General features: G+C 58.8%; 20 protein-coding genes and 7 pseudogenes. 10 read left to right on the top strand and 17 right to left on the bottom strand.

Annotation, left to right across the window (positions count from 1 at the left end; all coding sequences use genetic code 11):
- A pseudogene (locus CFR71_RS17285) lies at window positions 1-220 on the top strand (transposase); the annotation flags it as partial.
- Between the two features lie 8 nt (window positions 221-228).
- Here CFR71_RS17285 and CFR71_RS13225 read toward each other — a convergent pair.
- From CFR71_RS13225 to CFR71_RS13200, 6 genes and pseudogenes are all read right to left on the bottom strand, one after another.
- Window positions 229-1,224 carry an IS481 family transposase gene (locus CFR71_RS13225; protein WP_110531828.1) on the bottom strand — a complete coding sequence of 332 codons (996 nt, stop codon included), beginning with the start codon at window positions 1,222-1,224 and terminating at the stop codon, window positions 229-231.
- Window positions 1,225-1,331: 107 nt separating this feature from the next.
- Window positions 1,332-1,742: pseudogene (locus tag CFR71_RS13220) on the bottom strand (CopG family transcriptional regulator); the annotation flags it as partial.
- Window positions 1,739-3,742 (bottom strand): annotated as a pseudogene (locus CFR71_RS13215) (conjugal transfer protein TraG). The pseudogenes CFR71_RS13220 and CFR71_RS13215, both read right to left, overlap by 4 nt.
- A gap of 170 nt (window positions 3,743-3,912) precedes the next feature.
- The gene (locus CFR71_RS13210) at window positions 3,913-4,491 is read right to left on the bottom strand and encodes a zeta toxin family protein (RefSeq protein WP_014106943.1); all 579 of its coding nucleotides are present in this window, start codon (window positions 4,489-4,491) and stop codon (window positions 3,913-3,915) included.
- On the bottom strand, window positions 4,488-4,709 hold the full coding sequence (locus CFR71_RS13205; protein ID WP_010512019.1) for a hypothetical protein: 222 nt from the start codon (window positions 4,707-4,709) through the stop codon (window positions 4,488-4,490). Before CFR71_RS13205 ends, CFR71_RS13210 begins: the two co-directional genes overlap by 4 nt.
- Window positions 4,710-4,797: 88 nt before the next feature.
- Entirely contained in the window at window positions 4,798-5,343 is a 546-nt protein-coding gene (locus tag CFR71_RS13200) for a TetR/AcrR family transcriptional regulator (protein WP_014106942.1), read from the bottom strand.
- 93 nt (window positions 5,344-5,436) lie between these two features.
- On the opposite strand from CFR71_RS13200, the gene CFR71_RS13195 reads away from it, so the two are divergent.
- The gene (locus CFR71_RS13195) at window positions 5,437-6,045 is read left to right on the top strand and encodes a glutathione S-transferase family protein (RefSeq protein ID WP_034928099.1); all 609 of its coding nucleotides are present in this window, start codon (window positions 5,437-5,439) and stop codon (window positions 6,043-6,045) included.
- 21 nt (window positions 6,046-6,066) lie between these two features.
- On the opposite strand, the pseudogene CFR71_RS13190 reads toward CFR71_RS13195, so the two are convergent.
- The 6 genes and pseudogenes from CFR71_RS13190 to CFR71_RS13165 form a co-directional block, all read right to left on the bottom strand.
- Window positions 6,067-7,808: pseudogene (locus tag CFR71_RS13190) on the bottom strand (relaxase/mobilization nuclease domain-containing protein).
- Window positions 7,809-8,036: 228 nt separating this feature from the next.
- Entirely contained in the window at window positions 8,037-8,603 is a 567-nt protein-coding gene (locus CFR71_RS13185) for a lytic transglycosylase domain-containing protein (protein WP_239019508.1), read from the bottom strand.
- A 110-nt stretch (window positions 8,604-8,713) separates the two neighbouring features.
- Window positions 8,714-9,055 (bottom strand): DUF736 domain-containing protein, encoded by a 342-nt coding sequence (locus tag CFR71_RS13180; protein ID WP_034928093.1) that lies wholly within the window; start codon window positions 9,053-9,055, stop codon window positions 8,714-8,716.
- Window positions 8,974-9,435: a DNA methyltransferase gene (locus CFR71_RS13175; protein ID WP_235721138.1), complete on the bottom strand. Its 462-nt coding sequence runs from the start codon at window positions 9,433-9,435 to the stop codon at window positions 8,974-8,976. The genes CFR71_RS13180 and CFR71_RS13175 overlap by 82 nt, the downstream gene beginning before the upstream one ends.
- 242 nt (window positions 9,436-9,677) lie before the next feature.
- Window positions 9,678-10,133, bottom strand: coding sequence for a replication initiator protein A (locus CFR71_RS13170; RefSeq protein WP_239019509.1), 456 nt, complete (start codon window positions 10,131-10,133; stop codon window positions 9,678-9,680).
- A complete protein-coding gene (locus CFR71_RS13165; protein ID WP_239019510.1) occupies window positions 10,130-12,007 on the bottom strand; it encodes a strawberry notch-like NTP hydrolase domain-containing protein in 1,878 nt (625 codons plus the stop codon). Before CFR71_RS13165 ends, CFR71_RS13170 begins: the two co-directional genes overlap by 4 nt.
- Before the next feature lie 191 nt (window positions 12,008-12,198).
- Here CFR71_RS13165 and CFR71_RS13160 point away from each other — a divergent pair, with 191 nt between their 5' ends.
- The 4 genes from CFR71_RS13160 to CFR71_RS16270 all read left to right on the top strand — a co-directional run bounded on the left by CFR71_RS13160 (window position 12,199) and on the right by CFR71_RS16270 (window position 14,747).
- A complete protein-coding gene (locus CFR71_RS13160; protein ID WP_264996583.1) occupies window positions 12,199-12,480 on the top strand; it encodes an HU family DNA-binding protein in 282 nt (93 codons plus the stop codon).
- Between the two features lie 114 nt (window positions 12,481-12,594).
- Window positions 12,595-13,026, top strand: a complete 432-nt coding sequence (locus CFR71_RS16600) for a DUF6088 family protein (protein WP_034928088.1) — start codon at window positions 12,595-12,597, stop codon at window positions 13,024-13,026.
- Window positions 13,007-13,990: a nucleotidyl transferase AbiEii/AbiGii toxin family protein gene (locus CFR71_RS13155; protein ID WP_157684884.1), complete on the top strand. Its 984-nt coding sequence runs from the start codon at window positions 13,007-13,009 to the stop codon at window positions 13,988-13,990. The genes CFR71_RS16600 and CFR71_RS13155 overlap by 20 nt, the downstream gene beginning before the upstream one ends.
- Complete coding sequence (locus CFR71_RS16270; protein WP_133250329.1) at window positions 13,959-14,747, top strand: hypothetical protein; 789 nt, start codon at window positions 13,959-13,961, stop codon at window positions 14,745-14,747. Before CFR71_RS13155 ends, CFR71_RS16270 begins: the two co-directional genes overlap by 32 nt.
- 9 nt (window positions 14,748-14,756) lie before the next feature.
- On the opposite strand, the pseudogene CFR71_RS13145 reads toward CFR71_RS16270, so the two are convergent.
- Both CFR71_RS13145 and CFR71_RS17280 read right to left on the bottom strand, forming a co-directional pair.
- Window positions 14,757-15,506, bottom strand: a pseudogene (locus CFR71_RS13145) (IS5 family transposase).
- A 113-nt stretch (window positions 15,507-15,619) separates the two neighbouring features.
- Window positions 15,620-16,024 carry a transposase gene (locus CFR71_RS17280; RefSeq protein WP_082084931.1) on the bottom strand — a complete coding sequence of 135 codons (405 nt, stop codon included), beginning with the start codon at window positions 16,022-16,024 and terminating at the stop codon, window positions 15,620-15,622.
- On the opposite strand from CFR71_RS17280, the pseudogene CFR71_RS13135 reads away from it, so the two are divergent.
- Window positions 15,930-16,238: pseudogene (locus CFR71_RS13135) on the top strand (DUF1348 family protein); the annotation flags it as partial. The gene CFR71_RS17280 and the pseudogene CFR71_RS13135 overlap by 95 nt on opposite strands.
- Before the next feature lie 48 nt (window positions 16,239-16,286).
- Here CFR71_RS13135 and CFR71_RS13130 read toward each other — a convergent pair.
- Complete coding sequence (locus CFR71_RS13130; protein WP_007400709.1) at window positions 16,287-17,045, bottom strand: SDR family oxidoreductase; 759 nt, start codon at window positions 17,043-17,045, stop codon at window positions 16,287-16,289.
- 141 nt (window positions 17,046-17,186) lie between these two features.
- Between CFR71_RS13130 and CFR71_RS13125 the strand changes: the two genes are divergently transcribed.
- Complete coding sequence (locus CFR71_RS13125) at window positions 17,187-18,101, top strand: helix-turn-helix domain-containing protein (protein ID WP_087609040.1); 915 nt, start codon at window positions 17,187-17,189, stop codon at window positions 18,099-18,101.
- Window positions 18,102-18,307: 206 nt separating this feature from the next.
- On the opposite strand, the gene CFR71_RS13120 is transcribed toward CFR71_RS13125, so the two are convergent.
- A complete protein-coding gene (locus CFR71_RS13120; RefSeq protein ID WP_048851911.1) occupies window positions 18,308-19,390 on the bottom strand; it encodes an AbrB family transcriptional regulator in 1,083 nt (360 codons plus the stop codon).
- A gap of 9 nt (window positions 19,391-19,399) precedes the next feature.
- Entirely contained in the window at window positions 19,400-19,969 is a 570-nt protein-coding gene (locus CFR71_RS13115) for a hydrolase (protein ID WP_087609073.1), read from the bottom strand.
- A 116-nt stretch (window positions 19,970-20,085) separates the two neighbouring features.
- On the opposite strand from CFR71_RS13115, the gene CFR71_RS13110 reads away from it, so the two are divergent.
- Both CFR71_RS13110 and CFR71_RS13105 read left to right on the top strand, forming a co-directional pair.
- On the top strand, window positions 20,086-20,715 hold the full coding sequence (locus tag CFR71_RS13110) for a TetR/AcrR family transcriptional regulator (RefSeq protein WP_087609039.1): 630 nt from the start codon (window positions 20,086-20,088) through the stop codon (window positions 20,713-20,715).
- A 257-nt stretch (window positions 20,716-20,972) separates the two neighbouring features.
- Window positions 20,973-21,394, top strand: a pseudogene (locus CFR71_RS13105) (transposase); the annotation flags it as partial.

Below are 21,394 nucleotides of genomic sequence, written 5' to 3'. Positions count from 1 at the left end.
ACGTGGCCGACGGACGATCGAGATCGTCAAGCGCAGCGATCGGGCTGAAGGCTTCATCATCATGCCGAAACGCTGGATCGTGGAGCGTCGCTTCGTATGACTCGGACGCTGCCGCCGTTTCACGAAACATGTCGAGGCACCAATCTCGTTATCCTGTGCACAGCTGATGATTGTCCATATCTGCAGGGTGCTGAGACAAATCAATCAAACCGCTTTCTAATTCAGGCTCTAGCTGTCAGGTTGCGAGACGTCATTGGCGTAATCAAGGATGTCGTCGACCTGCTTCATAATGTCACGACCAGCCGGTTTGATGTGATCAGGATTACGGAACGCGGGATGTTTTTCAAGCCACGACGTGATGCATTGGGCGGGAGTTATGCCGCCCAGAACACGCTGCCGACGATGATTGTAAGCGAAACAGAAGCCTCTGAGCAGAATTTCCAGATCCTTATGGCTTGAGACACAGACCGGCAACACCTCTGTGGCGACACGGCCATTGAAGCGTTCGACCATTCCATTGGTCTGAGGGGAGTAAGCTTTGGTCCGGCGTCGGTCGATTCCCATGTCATGACAGGCTTTTTCGAAGGCATCCGCCGTAAAACAGGAACCACGATCGGTCAGAATATGGGTGATCCGGAAAGGAAAGGCAGTTTTGACAGCTTTGAGGAAATCGACGGAATTATCGGCATTTTCCGCGTCATAGACGGCCAGATGTACCGAACGGGAGCATCTATCAATGGCGACATATAGGAAACGTTTCCGCCGTTCTCCATCTGCCGTCTGCAATTTAGGCAGATGTTTCACATCAATATGGACATAACCGGGATCGTAATCCCGGAATGTTCCCTGTCCCCGAAGTGGTCCGGTCTTTGGAGCAGGAGGCAGCCTGTTCAATCCGGCATCTTTCAGAATACGCCAGATGTTGTCCCGGTTCAGATGCGGCAGGAAATGCCGCACGACAAAGGTCAGGTCATCCAGGCCAAAACCGGTAGAACGCCGAAGCTGACAGACAATGGCGCGCTCTTCCTCCGAGGCTTTCCAGGCCAGTTTCCGAGGACGGCTGCTGCGGTCCTGGCAGGCGTCTGAACCACGCCTACGCCACTTGCGGACAGTTTCCTCGCTGATCCCGTAGCGTCTGGCGAGCACGGATGTCGATTCCGATGAGCGGGCTATGTCAGCCCGGACGGCCGGTGTCGTGCGTGCCTGTGGATGGATCTGAAGCATCATTCAGTCTCCCTGGAAACGGAAGAAAACCATGAAGAGTAACGCGGTATTGCCCACCCTACATCATCCCAATGACGTTTCACAACCTGACAGCTAGCACTGACTTGTGCGTCAGGAGGAAGAACGTCCTCATATAGACGTCGGCCTGTCGCCAGACGCCTGCCGAGCGCTTCGATGAAGCCTTCATAACGCTCGGCCGCCTGCGCCCGTGCAGCAGCAGCCGAGCTTTCGGGCAAGGCGGGCGTCATGATCATCCAGAAACGGATGAACTGGGCCAATGTCTCGACGGTGATCCCGGTATCGCGCTCCAGTCGGGACAGGCGTTTATCGACACGGTCCAGCCGTCGGGTCAGTGCGGCCTGTCCGGTCCCCTCTTCAGGAGAGAAAAAGACAGACAGAGCCGTCTCGACCACGAGGGAGCCGGACTGACGGCGACGGGTGGCCGTATCACTGACAGCTTTGAACAGATCGGGATCGAGATAGACCGTCATCTGCTGCTTCTTGCGGGAGCGTTTCATGGTCCACCGATCTCCATCCCATCATCACGGTCAATGGCGGCCAGCCGCGCTACCTTCTGAAGATCCATAAAGTCCCGGTCCCACCGTGTCGTGCGATTGCCAGCTTCGGGTGATTTCGTCTGCTCCCGCGTGTCATCCCTCTCCGTACGCGGTGGAATATCACTCGGATCGGCGTCCGGTGTGCGCTTGTGACCGGCCCCCAGAGGCGTTTCTTCTTCCTGCGTTGACAGTGGGGGGGCGGCACCATGCACCACCGTCTCGGGCAAGGGACGTCTGGTCCAGTCATCCGGTTGTATCGCGGTCGGTGCTGATATCGTTCCTGGTTGGGGCGGTGGCAGTGCGCGCTCCCGGAAACGGGCATCACTATAATATCGAGCTTTCTTCGCACGAACGGGTGGCGTCCCCGCCGCCATGACAATCTCGTCGGTTGGTGGAAGTTGCATGATTTCACCTGGCGTCAGAAGCGGGCGGGCACTTTCCTGCCGCGAAACCATCAGATGCCCCAGCCAGGGTGACAGGCGATGCCCGGCATAGTTTTTCTGTGACCTGATTTCCGTGGCAGTGCCCAATGCATCTGAGACCCGCTTGGCAGTCCGTTCATCGTTGGTGGCAAAACTGACCCGGACGTGACAGTTATCGAGGATCGAATTGTTCTGACCGTAGGCTTTCTCTATCTGATTCACGCTCTGGGCGATCAGAAAAGCTTTGATGCCGTAACCACCCATGAACGCGAGAGCGCTTTCAAAGAAATCAAGCCGCCCGAGCGCCGGGAATTCGTCCAGCATCATCAGCAGGCGATGGTTATGCTTATGCGCGTTCAGATCCTCTGTCAGTCTGCGCCCGATCTGGTTCAGCATCAGACGGATCAACGGTTTGGTGCGACTGATATCCGAGGGTGGCACGCTGAGATAAAGCGTGGTCGGACGACGCCCTTTGACAATATCCGCAATCCGCCAGGCACAACGCGAAGTGACTTTCGCGACGACCGGATCACGATACAGGCCAAGAAACGACATGGCGGTGGAGAGCACACCAGACCGTTCGTTGGGAGATTTGTTCAGCAGTTCACGGGCGGCGGATGCAACCACCGGATGCGGGCCATCCTTGCCCAGATGCTTCGTCTGCATCATCGCAGCAAGCGTGGCTTCAATTGAGCGTTTCGGATCAGACAGAAGATTGGCAACACCGTAGAGCGTCTTGTCTTTCTCCGCATACAGAACATGGAGGATGGCGCCCACCAGCAGAGAGTGTGATGTTTTCTCCCAATGGTTCCGGCGTTCAAGCGATCCTTCGGGATCGACAAGCACGTCCGCGACATTCTGGGCGTCGCGTACCTCCCACTCCCCCTGCCGGATTTCAAGCAGGGGGTTGTAGGGATCAGAGGCAGGATTGGTCGGATCGAACAGGAGCACGCTGCTGAAACGCGCCCGAAAACCTGCGGTGATCTGCCAGTTTTCTCCCTTGATATCATGGACGATGGCTGATCCCGGCCATGTCAGCAGGGTCGGAATGACAAGCCCCACCCCCTTACCGGAACGGGTCGGCGCGAAACACAGGACATGTTCAGGACCATTATGACGGAGATAATCCCGTCCATACTGCCCGAGAATGACCCCATCGGGATCGAGCAATCCGGATTGCTGCAATTCCTCACGGCTGGCCCAGCGTGCGCTTCCATAGGTTGCGGCCCGTCTTACCTCACGAGCCCGACGAATGGAAAGCGCGACCGCTGCCACAACAGCCAGTACGCCGCCACTACCGGCGATCCACCCGCCCTGATTAAAAATATCCGGGGCATAGGCGTCGTAGACATACCACCACCAGAAAACCATGGGGGGCCAGTAGACAGGCCAATGATGCGCAAGCGTGAATCAGGGCTGACCAAGCTGGGGCTGAAAGCCCAGTTTCCACGCCACCCATTGCGTCGCCATCCACCATGACAGGATGATCATGAGCAGGACGACGCTCACCTGCCCCCATAAAATCCGTGATCCGGACATAGTGCTTTCCTCCATAGAAACCTATGGAAGAAAGGAAACGAAGACACTTAACTGGATTCAATGTTTTCCGCCCTACCTGCGCGGCCCGGCGCAAAGAGGCGTAAAATTGTCGGCGCAAGCGTTACCAGAACCCATTCCAACAGCGTGTCTGGTCTTGGCGACAAAACGCACTAACGGCAGAAGTCCGGACATGTGCTGACCAGCCATGCAGGCATAGTCATACCTCGACGCACAATCTGACCATTCTCGATTTCAAGCACAGGCTCCGGCATAACGCCTGAATTATCGGAGATGACAACACGGTCAGACAGGCCAATAACAGTCGGAAGATTGGCGAGACTGCCAATATATCGTCTGCGAATGGCTTCCGGTTCAATGAAATGTCCACCACCCGCAGCACGTGCCCTGACGCGCTGAACATTCATTTCGACCGACGCCAGAGCAATATATCTCAGCTCGATATGATATCCGGCGTTCCGCGCCGCCGTGATGCGACGGATTACGGAACGGCCAGATAATGTCGTTTCGAGAGAAATCGACTTCCCGGCGGCCAGCGACGCGTTGAATATCTCGATGGCTCGCCGTCCGGCCTCCCTGTCTGCATCGCGCGGGCTGCCTGGGTTGATCCCCCGCGCTATCTGGTCGGGGTCAATGACGATGTCGACCGGCTCAATGTCAGCGCTCGTGCCAACCCGCAGACTGCTTTTTCCGGAGCCGTTCGGTCCTGCGTAAATCAGTAATCGTGTCACGCGGGATAGGGAAAATCTTCGTCGCGGAACTCTTCCAGCGGTGCAAGACGTTCAACCCGACCGCCGGGAAATTCGCGCACAACCCATCCCTTCTGGACATAGGTCATGATCTCGCCGCTCGCTGTCCGGGCTTCCCGTGCCCGCTCGCCAGCAACGCGGACCGCCTCAAAGCTGGCCCATGCATAGTGCTGCCGCTCCTGCATCTTGTATTCGGACATGACGACCCCGTTTATCCATGACGTTCTATGGAGTCACTCATAGCACAATCGTTGTCTGACGCGCAGAGGTCTTTTGCCCAGACGGACATCAGGCCTGCGTTGATATCCCTACAGAAGCCAGAACACCGACCGCTTCCCGTCTGAGCGGTTCTATTTCGTCGAGGGCCGCCAGCCAGAATGTAGCCCCTTGCAAACGTGTCAGGGCGTCCGTGGCTGCCCGCATAGGGTCATCAACCGCACCCTTTTCGAGGATTTCCGCCATTCGGGCGCGCAATGCAATTACGAAATCCCGGACAGCCGTCTTCGCCTCTGGCGTGTCAATCGGGACTCCGAAAGCCAGGTGGAAGCCTACACATCGTCCACGCTCGCTAAAGACTGCGACAATACGGTCGATCAGTTCTCGATAAGTGTGCATCCAGTCGACTGCCGGATCGGGAAGCCCTTCAAAAGTTTCCTTCAGGGTCAATTCGAGAACATCAACGACGAGCGATTCCTTACTTGGAAGACGATTATAAAGACTGGACTTCTTCAGACCGACCCGCTCGGCCAGGTCGTTCATCGAAGCGCCGGTGTATCCCCGTTCCCGGAAGAGTTCGCGCGCAGCAATCACGATATCGTCATAGGATGCTTTCATCTTTATTCTTCCATTAAGACCGATCGGTCTGGTTTCCTGATTCCGGGATCATTTCATTCTCAAAGTGTCAGTCCATCGTCAGGAGACTCAGTCATGAAACTCTATGATCTCGATGTATCCGGCAATTGCTACAAGGTGCGCCTGTTTGCAGCCCTTACCGGCATTCCTCTTGACCTTGTGCCGGTTGATTTTTCCAAAGATGAGCAACACAGCTCGTTGTTTACGGACCTGAATCCATTTCAGGAAGTACCGGTTCTCGTCGATGGCGAGACGGTCGTCCGGGATTCTCAGGCCATTCTCGTCTATCTGGCTTGCAGTCTGTCCGACCAGCGATGGTGGCCCGATGACAGACGCGTTCAGGCGAACATTGTCGGGTGGCTGTCAGTTGCAGCCTGTGAGATCCGCAATGGGCCGAATGCCGCACGTCTGATCAGGAAGTTCGGTGTCGATCTCGACATGGAGGCCGCCCTTCACTGGAGCACCAAGATTCTTCCAATCCTCAACAAACATCTGGAAAGCCGAGAGTGGCTGGCATCAAGCCATCCTACAATCGCCGACTGTGCAGTCTTTCCTTACCTCTCGGTTGCGCACGAGGGCAGTGTGGACGTAAGGCCTTTCCCCGCGTTAATGGCGTGGATGACACGGGTCAGCCGTCTCCCCAATTTCATCCCGATGCCCGGTATGCTGACGTTACCATACTAAGTTGGCCAGCGAAGCGGGCGATCAAAGCCCGATCCCCATGTCCCGCTTCCGGCCGAACGACCAGTCCACGCCCCCGTCCTCCCGTGCGACGCCGGAGACATGACGCCCGATCTGTTTCTCCAGCGATGGCGTCCAGGGAACAAGCTGGAACCCGAGGCCGCCATCAATCATAGCAAAGCGCCCCGAAGCGAGGGTCAGCCGCTGTCGGTAGGTTCCAGTGACGTACTCGCCGGCCTCAGCACTCTGGATGGGCTGGCCGGTTTCGCGCGCCAGACGCCCGGCCACGTCCCGCATCTCCAGCGCCCGCATGGAGGCGACCATGCCACGCGGATAGCGCACGCGCGCTCCGTCCTGCTGTGCGATCCCCTGCTCGACCAGATGAGCGCTGCGCTGGCGTAGCGCGTCACGCACTTCCGCGCCGAAACCACCCTCTCCCAGCGCCACCGGTTCGCGAGCGACAAGCTGGCGGTCCAGCCATGTCGCGCCCCGCGCCAGCACCTGCTCTCCGATCGGCAGATCGGACCGCACCGCAAGTGTCGCCCGTCGCTGCCCCTTCGCATCCTGATAGGTCCGCAGTTCAACCAGCCCACCGTGCGGCACGTCCCGGCCGCTTCCAGTGATGGCAGTTGGACATGGTGCGTGCGCCCGTCCACGCCGTCGATCACCGCATAGGCACTCCCCTTCAGTTCATCATCCAGACCGCGCGCGACCAGACGTCCGATCACCGGCTCGGCCGGGTCTTCCCCGGCCAGCACCCATGACGACGAGGGCCGTTCGATCCCCTGTTCACTCAGACCACGGTGGATGCGTTTGATGATGTCATTGCGCTGCCCCATCTCGCGCAAGGTGACTTCCGCCGTTTCCTCCAGCCGCCATTGTCCGACCCCGACCTCATGGGCAAGGCCCATCCGTTCCAGTCGCCGCAGCCGTCCGACCTTCATGACCGCGAACGCGTCTGGCTGCCGGTCAGGCGACGGCGCCATGTCGATGATACCGTGCTGGTTCGCGTCCTGCTGCAACTGACGGTCCAGTTGGGTCCAGCGTTCTGCCTCGACCTGGCGTTCAACGTTGCGGTGTATTTCCTGGTCGGTGCGCGGCCCGAGTTCAAGCGTCACCAGGTTCTGGGCGCGAGCACGCAATCCCTCGCGGATGTAATCCCTGGATATGACCAGATCCTCGCCGTCCTGGTCCTTGCCCCGCACGATGATGTGGATATGCGGATTGTCGGTGTTCCAATGCGACACGGCAACCCAGTCCAGCTTCGTGCCGAGATCCTGTTCGGCCTGCGTCATCAGTTCCCGCGTGAAGGTTTTCAGGTCCGCCATCTCAGTTGCATCCTCTGGTCCCACGATGAAGCGGAAATGATGTCGGTCATCCTGACACCGCTCGGCGAATTCGCGCGCGGGCACATGGTCGCGCTCGGCCCCGAACAGCCGGGCCTTCTCCCCGTCCTTCGTGACACCTTCGCGCTGGAGATAGGAGAGATGGGCACGCAGGGTCGCCCGTGCGCCATGCCGGACCACCCGCGCCTTGACGAGGGCAAGCCGGGTGCGCCTGGACAGGAGACGATTGGCACGGGTTGCCGCTCCCCTGCCCCGCCCGAAAGTGGACGGTCCCTTTCCGGCACGCCCCGAGCCAGGACGGCCCATGCCACCCGCCCGGTTGGTCGCGGCCAGCACGCGGCCGATGAAGGACCGCCCCTCGCGGACACGGGGCAGGCGGATGCGGCCCGGCCGGACCCGGAAATCGTCATCACGGGCCATGAAGATCGCGACCTTGCGCTAACACATTGAAAACAAGCCAATCACGCCATCGGACACCTTGGGATGGGAAAATGACCTTGTGAAAAACCCAGAAAAACTGCCCTCCCCAACCATTCCGCACCTTGCGGCTTTTATCTTGCATTAGGCCCCAAAGACCCGATCCCCAGCGCAACCGCCGTTCCCCCGACTTCTCAGCTCCCCGCGCCATCGGCATCGGTGCGCGCCCTATCATGGTGCCTGCTCCAAAGAGACGGGCACGAACAGCGCTTCGGACGTACCGACCGATGCCTGGGGCGTGTGCGGGAAATGTCCGGCAAACAGCGTCTCGTTAGGCTGGTCGCGCGCAACGGATACGCCGGTTTCGTGCAGACCGTCCGCAGGAAACGTGCGCCGGTCGAGCAGGTGTGTGACAGAGGCGACGTAATCCCGGGTCTCGTGTGGGAGAGGCTGGCCCGTTGCAAGATGGGCCTCATAACGGCCCGGTCCTGCATTATAGGCCGCCAGAAACCCCGCATCCCCATAGCGGTCATGCAGCAGGCGGAGATAGCTGGCACCGGCAAGAATGTTGTCCTGCGGATCAAAAGGATCGGTTCCAAGAGCGAGATCGCGCCGCAACTCCTGCCATGTCGCGGGCATGATCTGCATGAGGCCCATTGCCCCTTTGGCGGAGATGGCATGGGTGTCACGGCGGCTTTCGACATGCATCACCGCGCGGATCCATTCGGGCGGCAGGGCGACACGCGCTGCCGCCTGATCGATCATTCCCTCGATGTCCTGCGCGCTGGCAGGATGCATCAGAGCCACCAGCGAAGCCGCCAGCCCTGTGCAGCACACGCGGACGAGACTGCACCTGGTCGGCGTGCTAGCATTGCGGCCACCCTGTCGCGCTCCTGCAATCAGGCGCATCATTCGCGTGCTCCCTGACGTTTCTGCGGGCGGTTCCAGACAAGCTGCCAGATCCGTCCACCCCGGCCCGCCTGGAACAGGCTCGCGCGCAGGCCCTGTGCCAGAGAGGGGTCGTCGAGCACCACGACGATGTATTCGCCTGCCCGTTCGCCAGTGCGTGTCCAGCCCGCGCCGACTTCTGGTCCTTCGGTACTGTCACCGAGATAGATGCGATAATCCGGTGCGTTGCCGCCGTCAGGTGTCTCAACGCGCGCCAGAATCAGTTCGGCATCCAGCGCAAGTGTGCGCAGGCGTCCTGAAAAACCTTCAGCCGTGCGCGTAAAGAGTCCAATCTGCGCCATGTCAGTGATCCTTTGAAGTATGAGAAGGAGGCGGGCTGGCGGCGGGCGCTGACCGGATAGAACTGCACCAGCAATTCATGCACGCGACGAAAACGATCGGCATGAAAAATACTGCCATTCTGCTTTTCCCAGACGATCTCCTGAGCGTGTCGCAGCCCTGCCGCCCGGAAGTCCGGTGCGGTAGCCATAAAACTGCGCAGGGAGCCGAAGACCCAGAGCGAGCCATGAGGCTTCAATGCCTTTGCCGCTAAAGGCGACCATCCGCGTACATGCCTGTCCCACGCCAGTGATGTCTCGCCATAGGGCGGATCAGAGATGATCAGATCAAAAGGCCCGTGATCAGGCATCAGGAGCCGGCAATCGCCGCAAAGGGGGGTCATGGCGATACCCCCTGTTCCATACCGCCATGTCTGCCTGCCACCATACGGCAGAGCGCAGAACTGTCGGCAAATGTCGGGCCAGAATCACCAGTTTTTATGATAGTCGAAGACTCACGTGCGCGCTCAGGCGCGGTGTACAAGTACAGAATGGTTATAATATTTAGTACTTTTAGAGAGCCATAATTTCTCCTTTTATTACAGCTTGTTAGATGGATTTCCGATTCCTGATAGGTCGATGGGCATCAGGAGTCCTCCACATGGTTATCCACAGGACCTTGTGGATAAGTTTCTTTGCTGGGATCAGGGAAGAAGCGGAGTACCGGCACATTGCTGGCGTCGGTCTCCAGACGCAGGCGGTAGCCCGGCAGGGTGTCTGCCGCGACCAGGCGGTGGATTTCGAAGACAAACCGGGGATAGGGAGAACGGGATGCTGACTTGCGGTAGAGATGGGGTAGATCGAACGCCCAGCCATCGGACTGCCGACCGGCATGTCGGCGAACGAGGAGATACAGCCAGCGCTCGAACCCGCCGGTCAGGGTGAAGTAGCGGGGGTCAAGCGTGAGGACACCCCGGCGACCGATGGCATCGCAGAGCCATTGGGGCAGGATCAGGTCTAGTTCTCCACGCCGTTCCTGCCAGGCGATCAGCCACGAAAACCCCTGCGCGCCGTCACGGGTCTGGCGCAGCGATGTCGTCACACGGGTTCCTGATCGCCCCGTTCTCCCTTACCGCCGGCGGCGTTCTGCATGGAATGCGCTTCATCGAAGATGATGACCCCGTCGAAATCAGCGCCCAGCCACTCGACGATCTGCTGGACGCGGGAGGCTTTCGCGCCGCGTTCTTCCGTCCGGAGCGTCGCATAGGTCGTGAACAGAATACCCTCGGTCAGACGGATGGCGTTACCCTGCGGAAAGCGTGACTGGGGCGTGACCAGCAGCCGTTCCATCCCCAGCGCCGACCAGTCGCGCTGCGCGTCTTCGAGAAGTTTGTCGGACTTCGACACCCAGACGGCCCGCCTGCGACCCTGCAGCCAGTTATCGAGGATGATGCCCGCGACCTGCCGCCCCTTTCCGGTGCCGGTGCCGTCGCCAAGGAACCAACCGCGACGGAAGCGGACGCCGTCGGGGTCGTCCTCACCGACACGAGTGAGGACATCCCATGTCTGATCGGCTTTCCATCGGCCTGCCAGATAGCGATCATGGGCCTCGCCGGCATAGATGACGGATTCCAGCTGCGCGTCAGAGAGCAGGCCGTCACGGATGACAGGGTCAGGGAGGGTTGGCTTGTGGCAAGGCCCGGGCGGGCGCACCGACGCCATGGCGGCCGACTGCACCAGTTTGGTGGGATGCGGCCGAGCGCCGGGAATTGCGATACTCTGGAGGCGATAATCCTCATAGAGCGCGTCAGACAGACGTGTCGTCACGGTTCCGTCTCCGTCCGGCGGCAGGATCTCGTAGGACAGGGCCGCACCCTGCATTTCCGAGACCGTCCTTTGGCGGGATGCGACGGCAGCCTTGCGCCCGAGATAGCCCCCCACCGTGCGAGGCGAGGTGAGAGCAGCAGAGCGTGACACTGCCGACGACTGGTGCGCCTGTGGCTGACAGGACGGCAGATCACCGATGATCCAGCCCAGCAGCGTCGGAAAATCGGGAGCGGTGCCACGGGTCGCGACAAAATGCGAGGGCTCGGAAGCGGGTATGCGGTCGAACACCAGGACCCGCGTTTTAACACCCGTTCCATGTTGCCGGTACAGATCCCCCGCGACACCGGCCGAAAACACCAGACGTGCCTTGGCCTGCAGAGTGGTAAAGCCATCGGTCCATCGCGGGTTGTCGGGGCAGAAGGACGTACCGGTCAGGGCGACAAGCCGCCCACCGGGCTTCAGCCGGTCGAGTGCGGAGGCGATATGCCGGAACGTCGTGTCAGGCGCCCGCCCCGCCACATGCACCGTCGCCGAAAAGGGCGGGTTCATGATGACGACATCCGGCTGAACGCTCTCGGGCAGATAGTCGTGGATCTGGGCAGCGTCATGCCGGAAAGACCGGGCCGTGGGAAACAGGGCCGTCAGCAGATCGGAACGGCCCGGTGCGTATTCATTGAGAGTCAGGACCGCGCCCGCCAGTTCGGCGAAGACGGCCAGAAGACCGGTCCCTGCCGAGGGCTCCAGCACATGATTGCCGCGCCCGATATCAGCCGCACGAGCAAGGCAGAACGCCAACGGTAATGGTGTCGAGAACTGTTGCCAGGTCTGGCTGTCGTCCGAGCGACGCGTCTGCGAGGGGAGAAGAGACGCCAGACGCGCGATACGGGCCAGCAAATCTGTGTCGTCGGATGCTTTGGTCATCAGGGCCGGACCGTAGCGGCGCAGGAACAGCACGGACGCGGCCTCGGCGGCGTCATAGGCCATCTTCCAGTCCCATGCGCCCGTTGCGTCAGCCGCGTTGAAGGCGGTTTGCATGGCTCGGCGCAGTCGGCTGGCGTCGAGCGTCTCCCCGCGTTCGAGGTGGGACAAAAGCAACCCCGCGGCGGCAAAGCCGCGCAGGTCGGGAGTGGGTGTAACAGGGCAATCCATAACGGTGGTCTCCGGGAGGGAAGGAGGAACGGTCCCGGCACGCCTCTCTCTCCCGCGCCAGAACCACCCGGCCCAAAACAGCCCTCTCCCTTCCCGTCCCCGCCCACAGGAGAACGCCGGGCTTGAAGCCGCCACAATCTCCCCGTAACGGTTCTGTGAGGCTCACGCCTGAACCATTCGTACAGAAGGCATTGCGCATGAAGATTTCAGAACTGGTCGACCAGATCGCCGAGACGACCGACGCCAGCAAGACCGATACCCGCAAGGTGCTCGACGCCCTCGTGGAAGCGATGACCGCTGCCGCCCAAAAGGGCGAGGAGATCTCGCTGCCCGATTTTGGCAAGTTCAAGGTGAAGGCCGTGCCGGCCCGCGAGGGACGCAATCCGGCGACCGGCGACAAGATCAAGATCGCAGCCTCCCGCAAGCTGGCATTTACGCCCGCCAAGGCCCTGAAAGACGCGCTGAACGGCTGAAAACACTCCCTCCCCGGTGGTCCCGACAAACAACAGGAGGTCCTATTTTTGTGGATCGGAATGTCCTGTTTCTGTTACTGTGCAGGACCATCAGGGAGGTCCATTAAGGTCATCATGATCCAGCTACGTCGCACCAGAACGCTGAAAGAGCGGCTGAAGACACGCATTCGCCGCGCGCGCGGCGACGTCTTCGTGCCGCGTGACTTCGCCGATCTCGGCGAATATGACAGTGTCAAAAGAGCCCTTCGACAGCTCATTGTCGAAGGCGAGATCGCGCGTCTGGGCTACGGGGTCTATGCCCGCGTAAAAACGAACGGCCTGACTGGCCGGCCGATGCTTGCCGTCCGCGGCGGCTTCGATGGAGCCGTGCGTCAGACTCTCAGCAAACTAAAGGTCGACTGGCGGGAGTCCGATACGGTCCGACAGTACAATAACGGGCGCACGACACAGGTTCAGGCCAATCCGGTCTTCGAAGTCCAGAGCCGGTTCAACCGGAAGCTGCGCTATCGAAATCTTGAGGCGCGGTTTGAAAAGCCTTACGCCTGATCTGCTCGCCGAAGTTGCCGATGCGCTTGACCTGTCATCCGCAGCTCTCGTGGAAAAGGACTATCGCGTTGTAGAGGTGCTGGCAGCACTTCAGCATGCGGACCTTCCTCAAGGAATAAGTCCGGTTTTTGCTGGCGGCACATGCCTAGCTCGCGCCCATCGGCTGGTTGCCCGGATGTCCGAAGACGTGGATATGAAGGTCGCCATAACGCCGCTGCCGTCGAGCAAGAGTGCGGCCCGGAAGATTCTGGGCACGCTGAAGGACATCATCAGTAAAATCGCGATGGACCTCGGTTTTCCCGAACCCGTCATTTCCGCCAAAAACGAAAACCACTATATCCGTGCCGAACTGCGCTATGCGGGCAGCATGGCCGAAGACGTCGATCTGCGCCCGCACCTTCTCGTCGAACTGACATACGCGCCTGCGGCACTCCCGACCGTCGACAGATCGGTGCGGTCTTTCGTCAGCGAAGCAACGGGTGCCGAACCGGAAATACAGCAGATCACCTGCATTTCCGTGGATGAGACCGCAGCCGAAAAATTCGTGGCCCTGACCCGTCGGACAGCAGGTTATCTGGAAGGACGGAAAACAGACGCTTATGACCGCTTCCTGATCAGGCACGTCTACGACCTGCATTGCATCCTGCCCCATCTCGATCTGCCTCGTGTCTCGACACTTGCCAGACAGATCATGGTCAGTGACGCAGAGCAGTTTAAGAAATGGTTCCCTGCGTATGGCGCAGACCCAGAGGCAGGCACCGAACAGGCGTTAGCTTATCTTATGACGAATTCAGAATGTCGTGATTCCTTCGATCGGTTTCAGGCATCCATGGTTTACGGCGAACATTTCATCTACGACACGGCAATGGCGTCAGTAAAGAGCCTGTATGCCGCCATTAAAGAAACCGAAAATCATGTAGATAAAAAAAACGATGTCGAACCAAATAAAAAACGACCGAAATAAAGACAACGGCGATAAAGATTATCACTTTTCCAAAGGAAAAACCGGCAGGATCGTCCGTTGGCTGCTCCGCATTGGTAAGCGGCCCGAAACCGTTGATGAAACTGTCACCGCACCCGCCGTCCTCACACTCATGGCATTCCTCTGGGCTGACAAACATCCGGATTGCGGCCAGCTTCCGATATGGGTCTATGTCGCCTCCGTAGCTGCTGCCGGAACCTGGTACGGTCTCGTCAGAGGAGGTCCTGAATTTATCAGGCCCTTCTTCAGGGGTATCTTGACTGGCGGACTGACCGCGATGACGCTCTACCTTTGTCTGCCACATATTGCGCAGCCTCAGGAATGGTCTTCCATATCAGGCAACATGATCATAATTGGCATGGATCTGTTTTTCTTTGCCCATGCGCTTTCGGCTATCGCGCGCGAGTTCTTATTAACGACAGAAAATCAGTGGGAACAAGGACGTATACGACGCCAAGAAATATTTGCCGGAGGCATTAATTTTAATGCATGGTCCAACACATATTCCTCATTCTCTCGATTTATGAGGTACCTTGGCTCTCAATTCTATTTATTCTTGCGCTTACTGACAACATCAAAATCTTTGGAGGGGTTTCCTCCTTTGCTATGCGCTTTTATTCTCTTTTTGCGCTCAGCTCTTTGCGGCTCTGTGGTCGGATATTTTTCGACTAAAATATCCGGGATACATTTTTGGCACATGCTCTCCAGTCTCACGCATTTATTGTCTCCACGTATCTAGGCTCAGGACTCATAGCCAGAACAAGACGGTTGCGGCGAGGCAGACTGCCGAGAAGAAGACGGTCGGGCATCTGTCATAGCGTGTTGCGACCCGTCTCCAGTCCTTGAGCCTGCCGAACATGATCTCGATACGGTGGCGTCTTTTGTATTTCCGTTTGTCGTATTTGACCGGTTTTGCACGAGATTTTCGACCAGGAATACAGGGTTTGATCCCTTTCTCCTCCAGGGCCTCTCTGAACCAGTCAGCGTCATAGCCCCGGTCTGCCAGCATCCATTCGGCTGGTGGCAGACTGTCCAGAAGGGCAGCGGCACCAGTATAATCACTGATCTGACCTGCTGTCACCGAGCGGACGTCCGTTCCGGTCGGTGACAGCATGCAGCTTCGTATTCATCCCGCCTTTGGTCCGCCCGATCAAACGGCCTGAGCCCCCTTTTTTAACCGCAGGCTCGAAGCCGTGCGATGTGCCTTGAGATAGGTCGCATCAATCATGATTGTCTGAGACTCTGCCTTGCCAGTAGCCAGTCCCTCCATCATGCGGATGAATACCCCCATAGCGCTCCAGCGCTTCCAGCGGTTGTAGAGCGTCTTGTGTGGACCGTATTCCCGGGGCGCATCACGCCAGCGCAGACCATTTCTGTTCACGAAAATGATCCCGCTCAACACACGACGATCATCAACGCGAGGTTTGCCATGGCTCTTCGGGAAAAAGGGCCGCAGACGATCCATCTGCTCCTCCGTCAACCAATACAGGTCACTCATCTTCAGTCTCCTCACAGAGGCTGAATCAGATTTCCGCAATCATATCAATGGGTCCTGAGCCTACCAAGCATGCTTTTGACGCGGAATTCAGATGAAGGTTGACGAAATACCTTCTACGGCGTGTCGTCAGTCAAGAAGGATAATGATTGAAGCGAAGCGGTTGCCCGCTGCATCGTTCTATTGCGTTTTGGCGGTATGACCGGGGTAATCCCGCGCTCTGTCGATCGGTCGATCAACCTGTCTGCATCATGCGCCCTGTCGACAAGGAAGGCATCTGGGTCCATGTTTTCCAGCATCGGTTCCGCCCGGTTGGTATCCGCATTCTTTCCCGATGTGATGTCAATCTCCACCGGGTTACTCAGGGCATCGCAAATGGCATGGATCTTTGTAGTCAATCCGCCCCAGGATCGTCCGATGGCCTGACGCGATGAGATCGTGGCCTTCCTGACACGCAAATGGAACGTAGAGCACGAATACCGCCTGATCAAGAAACTCTGGGGTTTCCGCAATAACCGCATGGCTGTCCGTTTTGCCTATGAATGGCATGATGATGCGGGTCGATGGTTCCGGTCTTACGGCAATGAACTGTGGGAATTCGATACCGCCGGGCTTATGCGCCGCCGGGTCGCATCGATCAATGACCTGCCGATAGAGGCCGGAGACCGACTGTTCCATTGGCCTGCGGGAAGACGCCCCGACGATCATCCGGGGCTGTCCGACCTTGAACTTTAATGTCCTGAAGAAATTGCTCCCGCCGAAGTTCTTTCATGATTCTGATCCTTACCATCCCTGTTCGGTGGGCAGAACGAACAGTTCTGCGACATCCATGCGGGATGGTGCGTTCAGGGCAAACAGGATTGTATCAGCGATGTCCTCGCCATCCAGATAGGTCATGGACGCCGCCAGGTCATCCATCTGCCTGCGGTAAGTGGCATCCGTAATCTGCTCGTACAGTTCCGACTTCAAGGCACCCGGTTGGATGCAGGTGACGCGGATATTGTGCTTTGGCCCGATCTCCATCCTGAGTCCATCGGAAAATGCCGCGACGGCGGCCTTGGTGGCGCAATAGACGGCTAGGCCGGTAAAGACTTTCCGGCCCGCAATCGAGGACATGTTGAAGATATGGCCCGAATGCTGTGCGATCATCTGTGGAAGAACCGCCGCCGTTGCATTGAGGACACCGGACACGTTTACGTCCACCATACGCTGCCATTCGTCCACTTTCAGGCTGTCAACGTTGGACAGGGGCATCAGGCCCGCATTGTTGACCAACACGTCAATCCTGCCGAACTGGGTGATAAGCGCATCTGCTGCAGCCTTGCATGACGTCAGATCCGTAACGTCGGTTGGAAGGGCAACGGCTTTGCCGCCTGCCCCGGTGATTTCCGTCGCCAGCGCGTCCAGACGGTCCTTGCGCCGTGCTGCCAGACCGACAATCGCCCCCTCTGTTGCAAGTTTGCGTGCTGTTGCAGCGCCTATCCCGCTGGAGGCTCCGGTAACAAGGGCGACCTTACCTCTGATACTCATGATAATCTTCACCTATTCCGTTTAAAAAAGAACGAGAAAACAGGTAAAGACCAAGGCAGATGGTTTCTGTCGTCCTCTTGCTAAAACCATTGTGATTTTGCGTTTTTGTGAGTTGGGCTGGACAATTCACGGCACGCCTGAAAGGGAAACCGGATGCCTTACCCGCATCGTTCTTCGCTGCATGCCGCCTGTTATGCCCTCGAGGACCGTATTCCGGGCCGGAAGATCGGGCAAAGCCAAGGAGGGGCATGGAAAGAGGCCGAGGCACAGATATTCCGCCGGCCGCAACACGAGGATGAAGTGCTGGTCCCGGCCGTGGCCGAGCCCTTGCTGGTCTGGATCATCTCGGGAGAAGCGCAGATCGAGGAACGAGAACTGACCGGTGAATGGACGAAAAGTGAGGTCGGATCCGGATCATTCTTCCTGACACAGACCAATGCGCCTTACCTCATGCGCTGGCAGGCCGATCCGGACCGTCCGTTTGAAGTCCTGCATCTTTATCTGGGCCTTACTCTGGTCAACCGGGCTGCCCAATCGTTGGGGCTTAATTCGTCCCGGCTCTCCATGCGCGACATTTCCGGTGTTCAGGATGCATTCATCTCTGGCGTCATGACAGGTCTGACAGCCGAGATCCAGACACCTCATTCGGCCAGTTCGCTATTTGTGAATGGACTTCTGGAAAGTCTGACCGTCCATCTTCTGCGTCATTATGCCCAGACACAGCCTTCGCCCACACCCAGACCCGCACAACTGCCAGCGTGGAAGCTGCGCAAGGCGCTGGATCATATGGAGGCCCATCTCGCCGAACCGTTCGATCTCGATTTTCTGGCCGGGTTGTGCGGGATGAGCCGGTTTCATTTCAGCCGGTCATTTCACAACACCATGGGGCAAAGCCCGTCACGCTGGTTTATCCGACGGCGTGTGGAACATGCGAAAAACCTTCTATCGCAGACCAACAGGTCCATCATCGAGATTGCCCTGACCAGCGGCTATGAGAGTGCGAGCCATTTTGCACAGATGTTTCACAGGGAAACCGGCATCAGCCCACGCGACTACAGGAAGCTATGACATCATCGGAATGGATATGACTGTCAAACGGGGATGCAGCGAAAGAAGATGCCGCGCGCCAGACAAGCGGGGTAAATGACTACACCCTGATGGCCAAATCGCTGCTCCCGCCATCAACCAAAATTGTCGTCACGCCTCAGCGCGAGCGGGTTTGCAAGAGCGGGATCTGTCGCATTGGTCTTCAGCAAGCCCCTCCTCCTTTTCGCCTATTTCCCGTGTATTTCTTGCGACACATCGCGCTGTCCTTTTCCCGACGATCTGCGGGACAGAAAACGCGCCAAAGCTGGCCCGGTGACCAGAACACAGAAAAACCGGGCGACCTGCATGGCAATGACGAAAGGCATGTCCACTTTTGTGGTCGAGGCGATAATGGAGACGGAATCAGCTCCACCAGGGCTGGTTGCAAGATAAGCCGTCAGCAGATCCACATGCGCCAGCCGGGCAAGTATCAATGCAAAGCCGCCACACACCGCAATCAGCGCGAGGATGGAACCCAGCACGCGTGGAAAGACACGTCCGGCATAAGCCAGCACGTCTGGCGTAAACCGCATGCCGATGCCCCACCCGACCAGGACATAGGCCGCGACCAGCAGAAAATGCGGCTGTTCGATCGGCAGATGAGCACCAAGCCTCGCGGCCATCCCGATCCCCATGGGCACAAGCAGTCCCCCGGCCGGCACGCGCAGACGGGTTCCCACGGCGCTCCCTGCCAGTGCGATCACCAGCGCCAGTAAAGCCCCCTGCCATGAGAGGGTCTGTGCCACGACCAGCGGGGCGGACGGGGTTCCGGCTACGCGCGCAACAACAGCCGCAATGACGGCGCAGCAGGCCACGCGCAGATATTGCATGAAGGCGACGAGCCGCATATCCGCCCCGTATGATTCCGCCATCAGGGTCATGACCGTGGCCGCACCGGGTGATGAACCCCAGATCGCGGTATTGCCGGGTAGCAGGCGCGAGCGTGTCAGCAGCCAGCCGAGAAGGGCTGCCGCAGACAGGGTAGAAAACGTACCGGCAACAAAGACCGGCCAGCTGGCTGCCATTTCGTGAAAGATCGAGGCTGAAAGATAGCTGGCGATCATGACCCCGACCACGCCCTGTGCGCCGAGAAAGGCCCAGCGGGGAATACGGACCGCACTACCCCGTGTGGCCAGTACGACCGCCGCCCCCAGTGGTCCCAGCAGCGGCGCGGCCGGCAGGCGTAAGACGGCCAGAAGCATACCGAAAACCAGCGAAAGCAGCGCCAGTAAGCCCCATCGCCCGGTCAGCAGCCACGCTGATGGCCCCACCCTCACCGCTTAACCGCCAAACACGATTGTATCGGAAGGCAGCACGCGTGCAATCCGCGGGAGGATCGAGCGGACGGAAACATCATGAAGGTCTGCTGACAGGCTAGTGCAGAGATCTTCGGCGATGACAATATGGTAGCCAAGTTCCCAGCCGTGCCGTGCGGTGGATTCAACCCCGAAATTCGTAGCAATACCGCCCAGCACGACCGTCCGGATGCCCCGCCTGCGGAATTGCAGGTCAAGTTCCGTGCCGGTAAATGCCCCCCACTGATGTTTGGTGATGACGATATCGCCGGGTGCTGCCAGCCCATCGGCCAGGTGCGCCCAGTCCGTTGGCAGGCCGCCTTCCGGCGGGCTTAAGGGCTGGTCGGCCAGACCCGGTGGCGCGTCGGCAAAGTCAGGTGCAAACGCGACCCGAACCAGTACGACCGTAGCACCTTCATCCCGGAAGCGAGCAGCAAGCGATTTACCGCTCTCCAGCACCTGCGACGATGGCCGCGGGGCGGTTGGCAGGGCAAGTATGCCATTCTGCAGGTCAATGAGGACAAGGGCTGTGGTTCGCGGGTCAAATCTGTTCACGGATCGGCGCCTTCCGGGATCTGGATACATGGTCGGGTCAAACATCGACCGGCAATGGAAAATCGGTTATGCGAGGACTGTCTCGCATAAAAGAAAGTTGAGGGTACCCTCGCATTATGTCAAGCCCGCCCCGTTCATCACCACTCGCGCCCAAGCGGCAGCGCGGACGCGACCGCGTTGAAGCGATCCTTACGGCCGCGACAACGGTCTTTGGCGAGAAATCTTACGAGGCGGCGACAATGACCGAGATCGCTGCCCGCGCCAGCACGGCAATCGGTTCGCTCTACCGTTTTTTCCCGACCAAGGACGTGCTGGCCGCCGCAGTGCTCGAACGCTACGGCGCGCGGCTCCTGCATGCCCTGGATGAGTTGGTCGACCGCGATCCGCCGCTGTCGCCACGTGATGCAGCAGAAGGACTGCTGGACATCATCCAGCGTCTGCGGACGGAACGCTCAGTCGTCCTTTCCCTGCTCGACAGCGGGATTACCCTGCCAGATGGGACAGGAACGCTCCGCAAGGCGCTGATCGGGCGCATGAGCCAGTTATTGTCACGGCTGGGTGGTTCTCCGGGTCCACATGACGAACGGGCCGTGATGCTGCTGCATCTGGTCAAGGCGATCTTTGCCCTGCCACAGGATCTTTCGGTCCCCCGCCCGGCCCAGGACAAGGAAGCCATTACGATGCTGCGGCTCTATCTGGAACATGCGGTCGCCTCCCGCTCATCCGGGTCAGAGGTCGCTCCGTAACCTCTGAATCCGCACACAGCCGATCGATATCTTCAGCGATCGCGTCATCTGGATTGAACGGGTCTGCTTTTCAAAGCATAACTGACTATAATGCGGTGAAAATCGAGCTTTGACTCTCCAACTGTTTCGCGAAGGTCAGAGAAACGCATCAAGCCGATGCAGCAGTTCTGCCGGTGCTTCTTCCTGCGGACAGAGGTGGTCCCCATTTTTCGGACAGGGCGATAAGCTATCATCTGGCCTGAACGAGGACGGGTTTTATGGGCAAGGTTACGCGGAAACGGTATGCGGCAGAGTTCAAGTCACGGGTTGCGCTGGAGGCGATCCGTGGGGAACTGACGCTGGCGGAACTGGCTTCGAAACATGGCGTGCATCAGACGATGATCGCCCAATGGAAGCGCCAGGCGATCGAAGGCATGGCAAGCCTTTTTTCTGGTAAGTCGGTAACGGAACCTTCAGTCAGCCCTGCTGATGTAGAGAAACTGCACGCCAAGATCGGCCAGTTGCTGGTGGAACGGGATTTTTTGCGGGATGCCTCTGCTCGGTTGGGCGTGATCAGAGGCGGCAGATGATTGACCCGAAGAGAGCATGCCTGCCGATAATCCGGCAATGCACGCTGCTGCAACTCAACCGGTCGGGCGTCTACTATCGGCCTGTGCCACAGAGCGAAGCCAATCTGGAG

The organism is Novacetimonas pomaceti, from assembly GCF_003207955.1.
In the GTDB taxonomy this organism is placed as follows: domain Bacteria; phylum Pseudomonadota; class Alphaproteobacteria; order Acetobacterales; family Acetobacteraceae; genus Novacetimonas; species Novacetimonas pomaceti.
The sequence above is the reverse complement of the archived record's forward strand: the minus strand, read 5'-3'. Positions and strand labels throughout refer to the sequence as shown.

Coding starts and splice junctions, on each gene's coding strand:
- CFR71_RS13225 (WP_110531828.1), bottom strand. CDS start 1,224: ATGCTTCAGATCCATCCACAGGCACGCACGACACCGGCCGTCCGGGCT.
- CFR71_RS13205 (WP_010512019.1), bottom strand. CDS start 4,709: ATGTCCGAATACAAGATGCAGGAGCGGCAGCACTATGCATGGGCCAGC.
- CFR71_RS13200 (WP_014106942.1), bottom strand. CDS start 5,343: ATGAAAGCATCCTATGACGATATCGTGATTGCTGCGCGCGAACTCTTC.
- CFR71_RS13195 (WP_034928099.1), top strand. CDS start 5,437: ATGAAACTCTATGATCTCGATGTATCCGGCAATTGCTACAAGGTGCGC.
- CFR71_RS13185 (WP_239019508.1), bottom strand. CDS start 8,603: ATGCATCCTGCCAGCGCGCAGGACATCGAGGGAATGATCGATCAGGCG.
- CFR71_RS13180 (WP_034928093.1), bottom strand. CDS start 9,055: ATGGCGCAGATTGGACTCTTTACGCGCACGGCTGAAGGTTTTTCAGGA.
- CFR71_RS13175 (WP_235721138.1), bottom strand. CDS start 9,435: ATGACCCCCCTTTGCGGCGATTGCCGGCTCCTGATGCCTGATCACGGG.
- CFR71_RS13165 (WP_239019510.1), bottom strand. CDS start 12,007: ATGGATTGCCCTGTTACACCCACTCCCGACCTGCGCGGCTTTGCCGCC.
- CFR71_RS16600 (WP_034928088.1), top strand. CDS start 12,595: ATGATCCAGCTACGTCGCACCAGAACGCTGAAAGAGCGGCTGAAGACA.
- CFR71_RS16270 (WP_133250329.1), top strand. CDS start 13,959: ATGTCGAACCAAATAAAAAACGACCGAAATAAAGACAACGGCGATAAA.
- CFR71_RS17280 (WP_082084931.1), bottom strand. CDS start 16,024: ATGCGGTTATTGCGGAAACCCCAGAGTTTCTTGATCAGGCGGTATTCG.
- CFR71_RS13125 (WP_087609040.1), top strand. CDS start 17,187: ATGCCTTACCCGCATCGTTCTTCGCTGCATGCCGCCTGTTATGCCCTC.
- CFR71_RS13110 (WP_087609039.1), top strand. CDS start 20,086: ATGTCAAGCCCGCCCCGTTCATCACCACTCGCGCCCAAGCGGCAGCGC.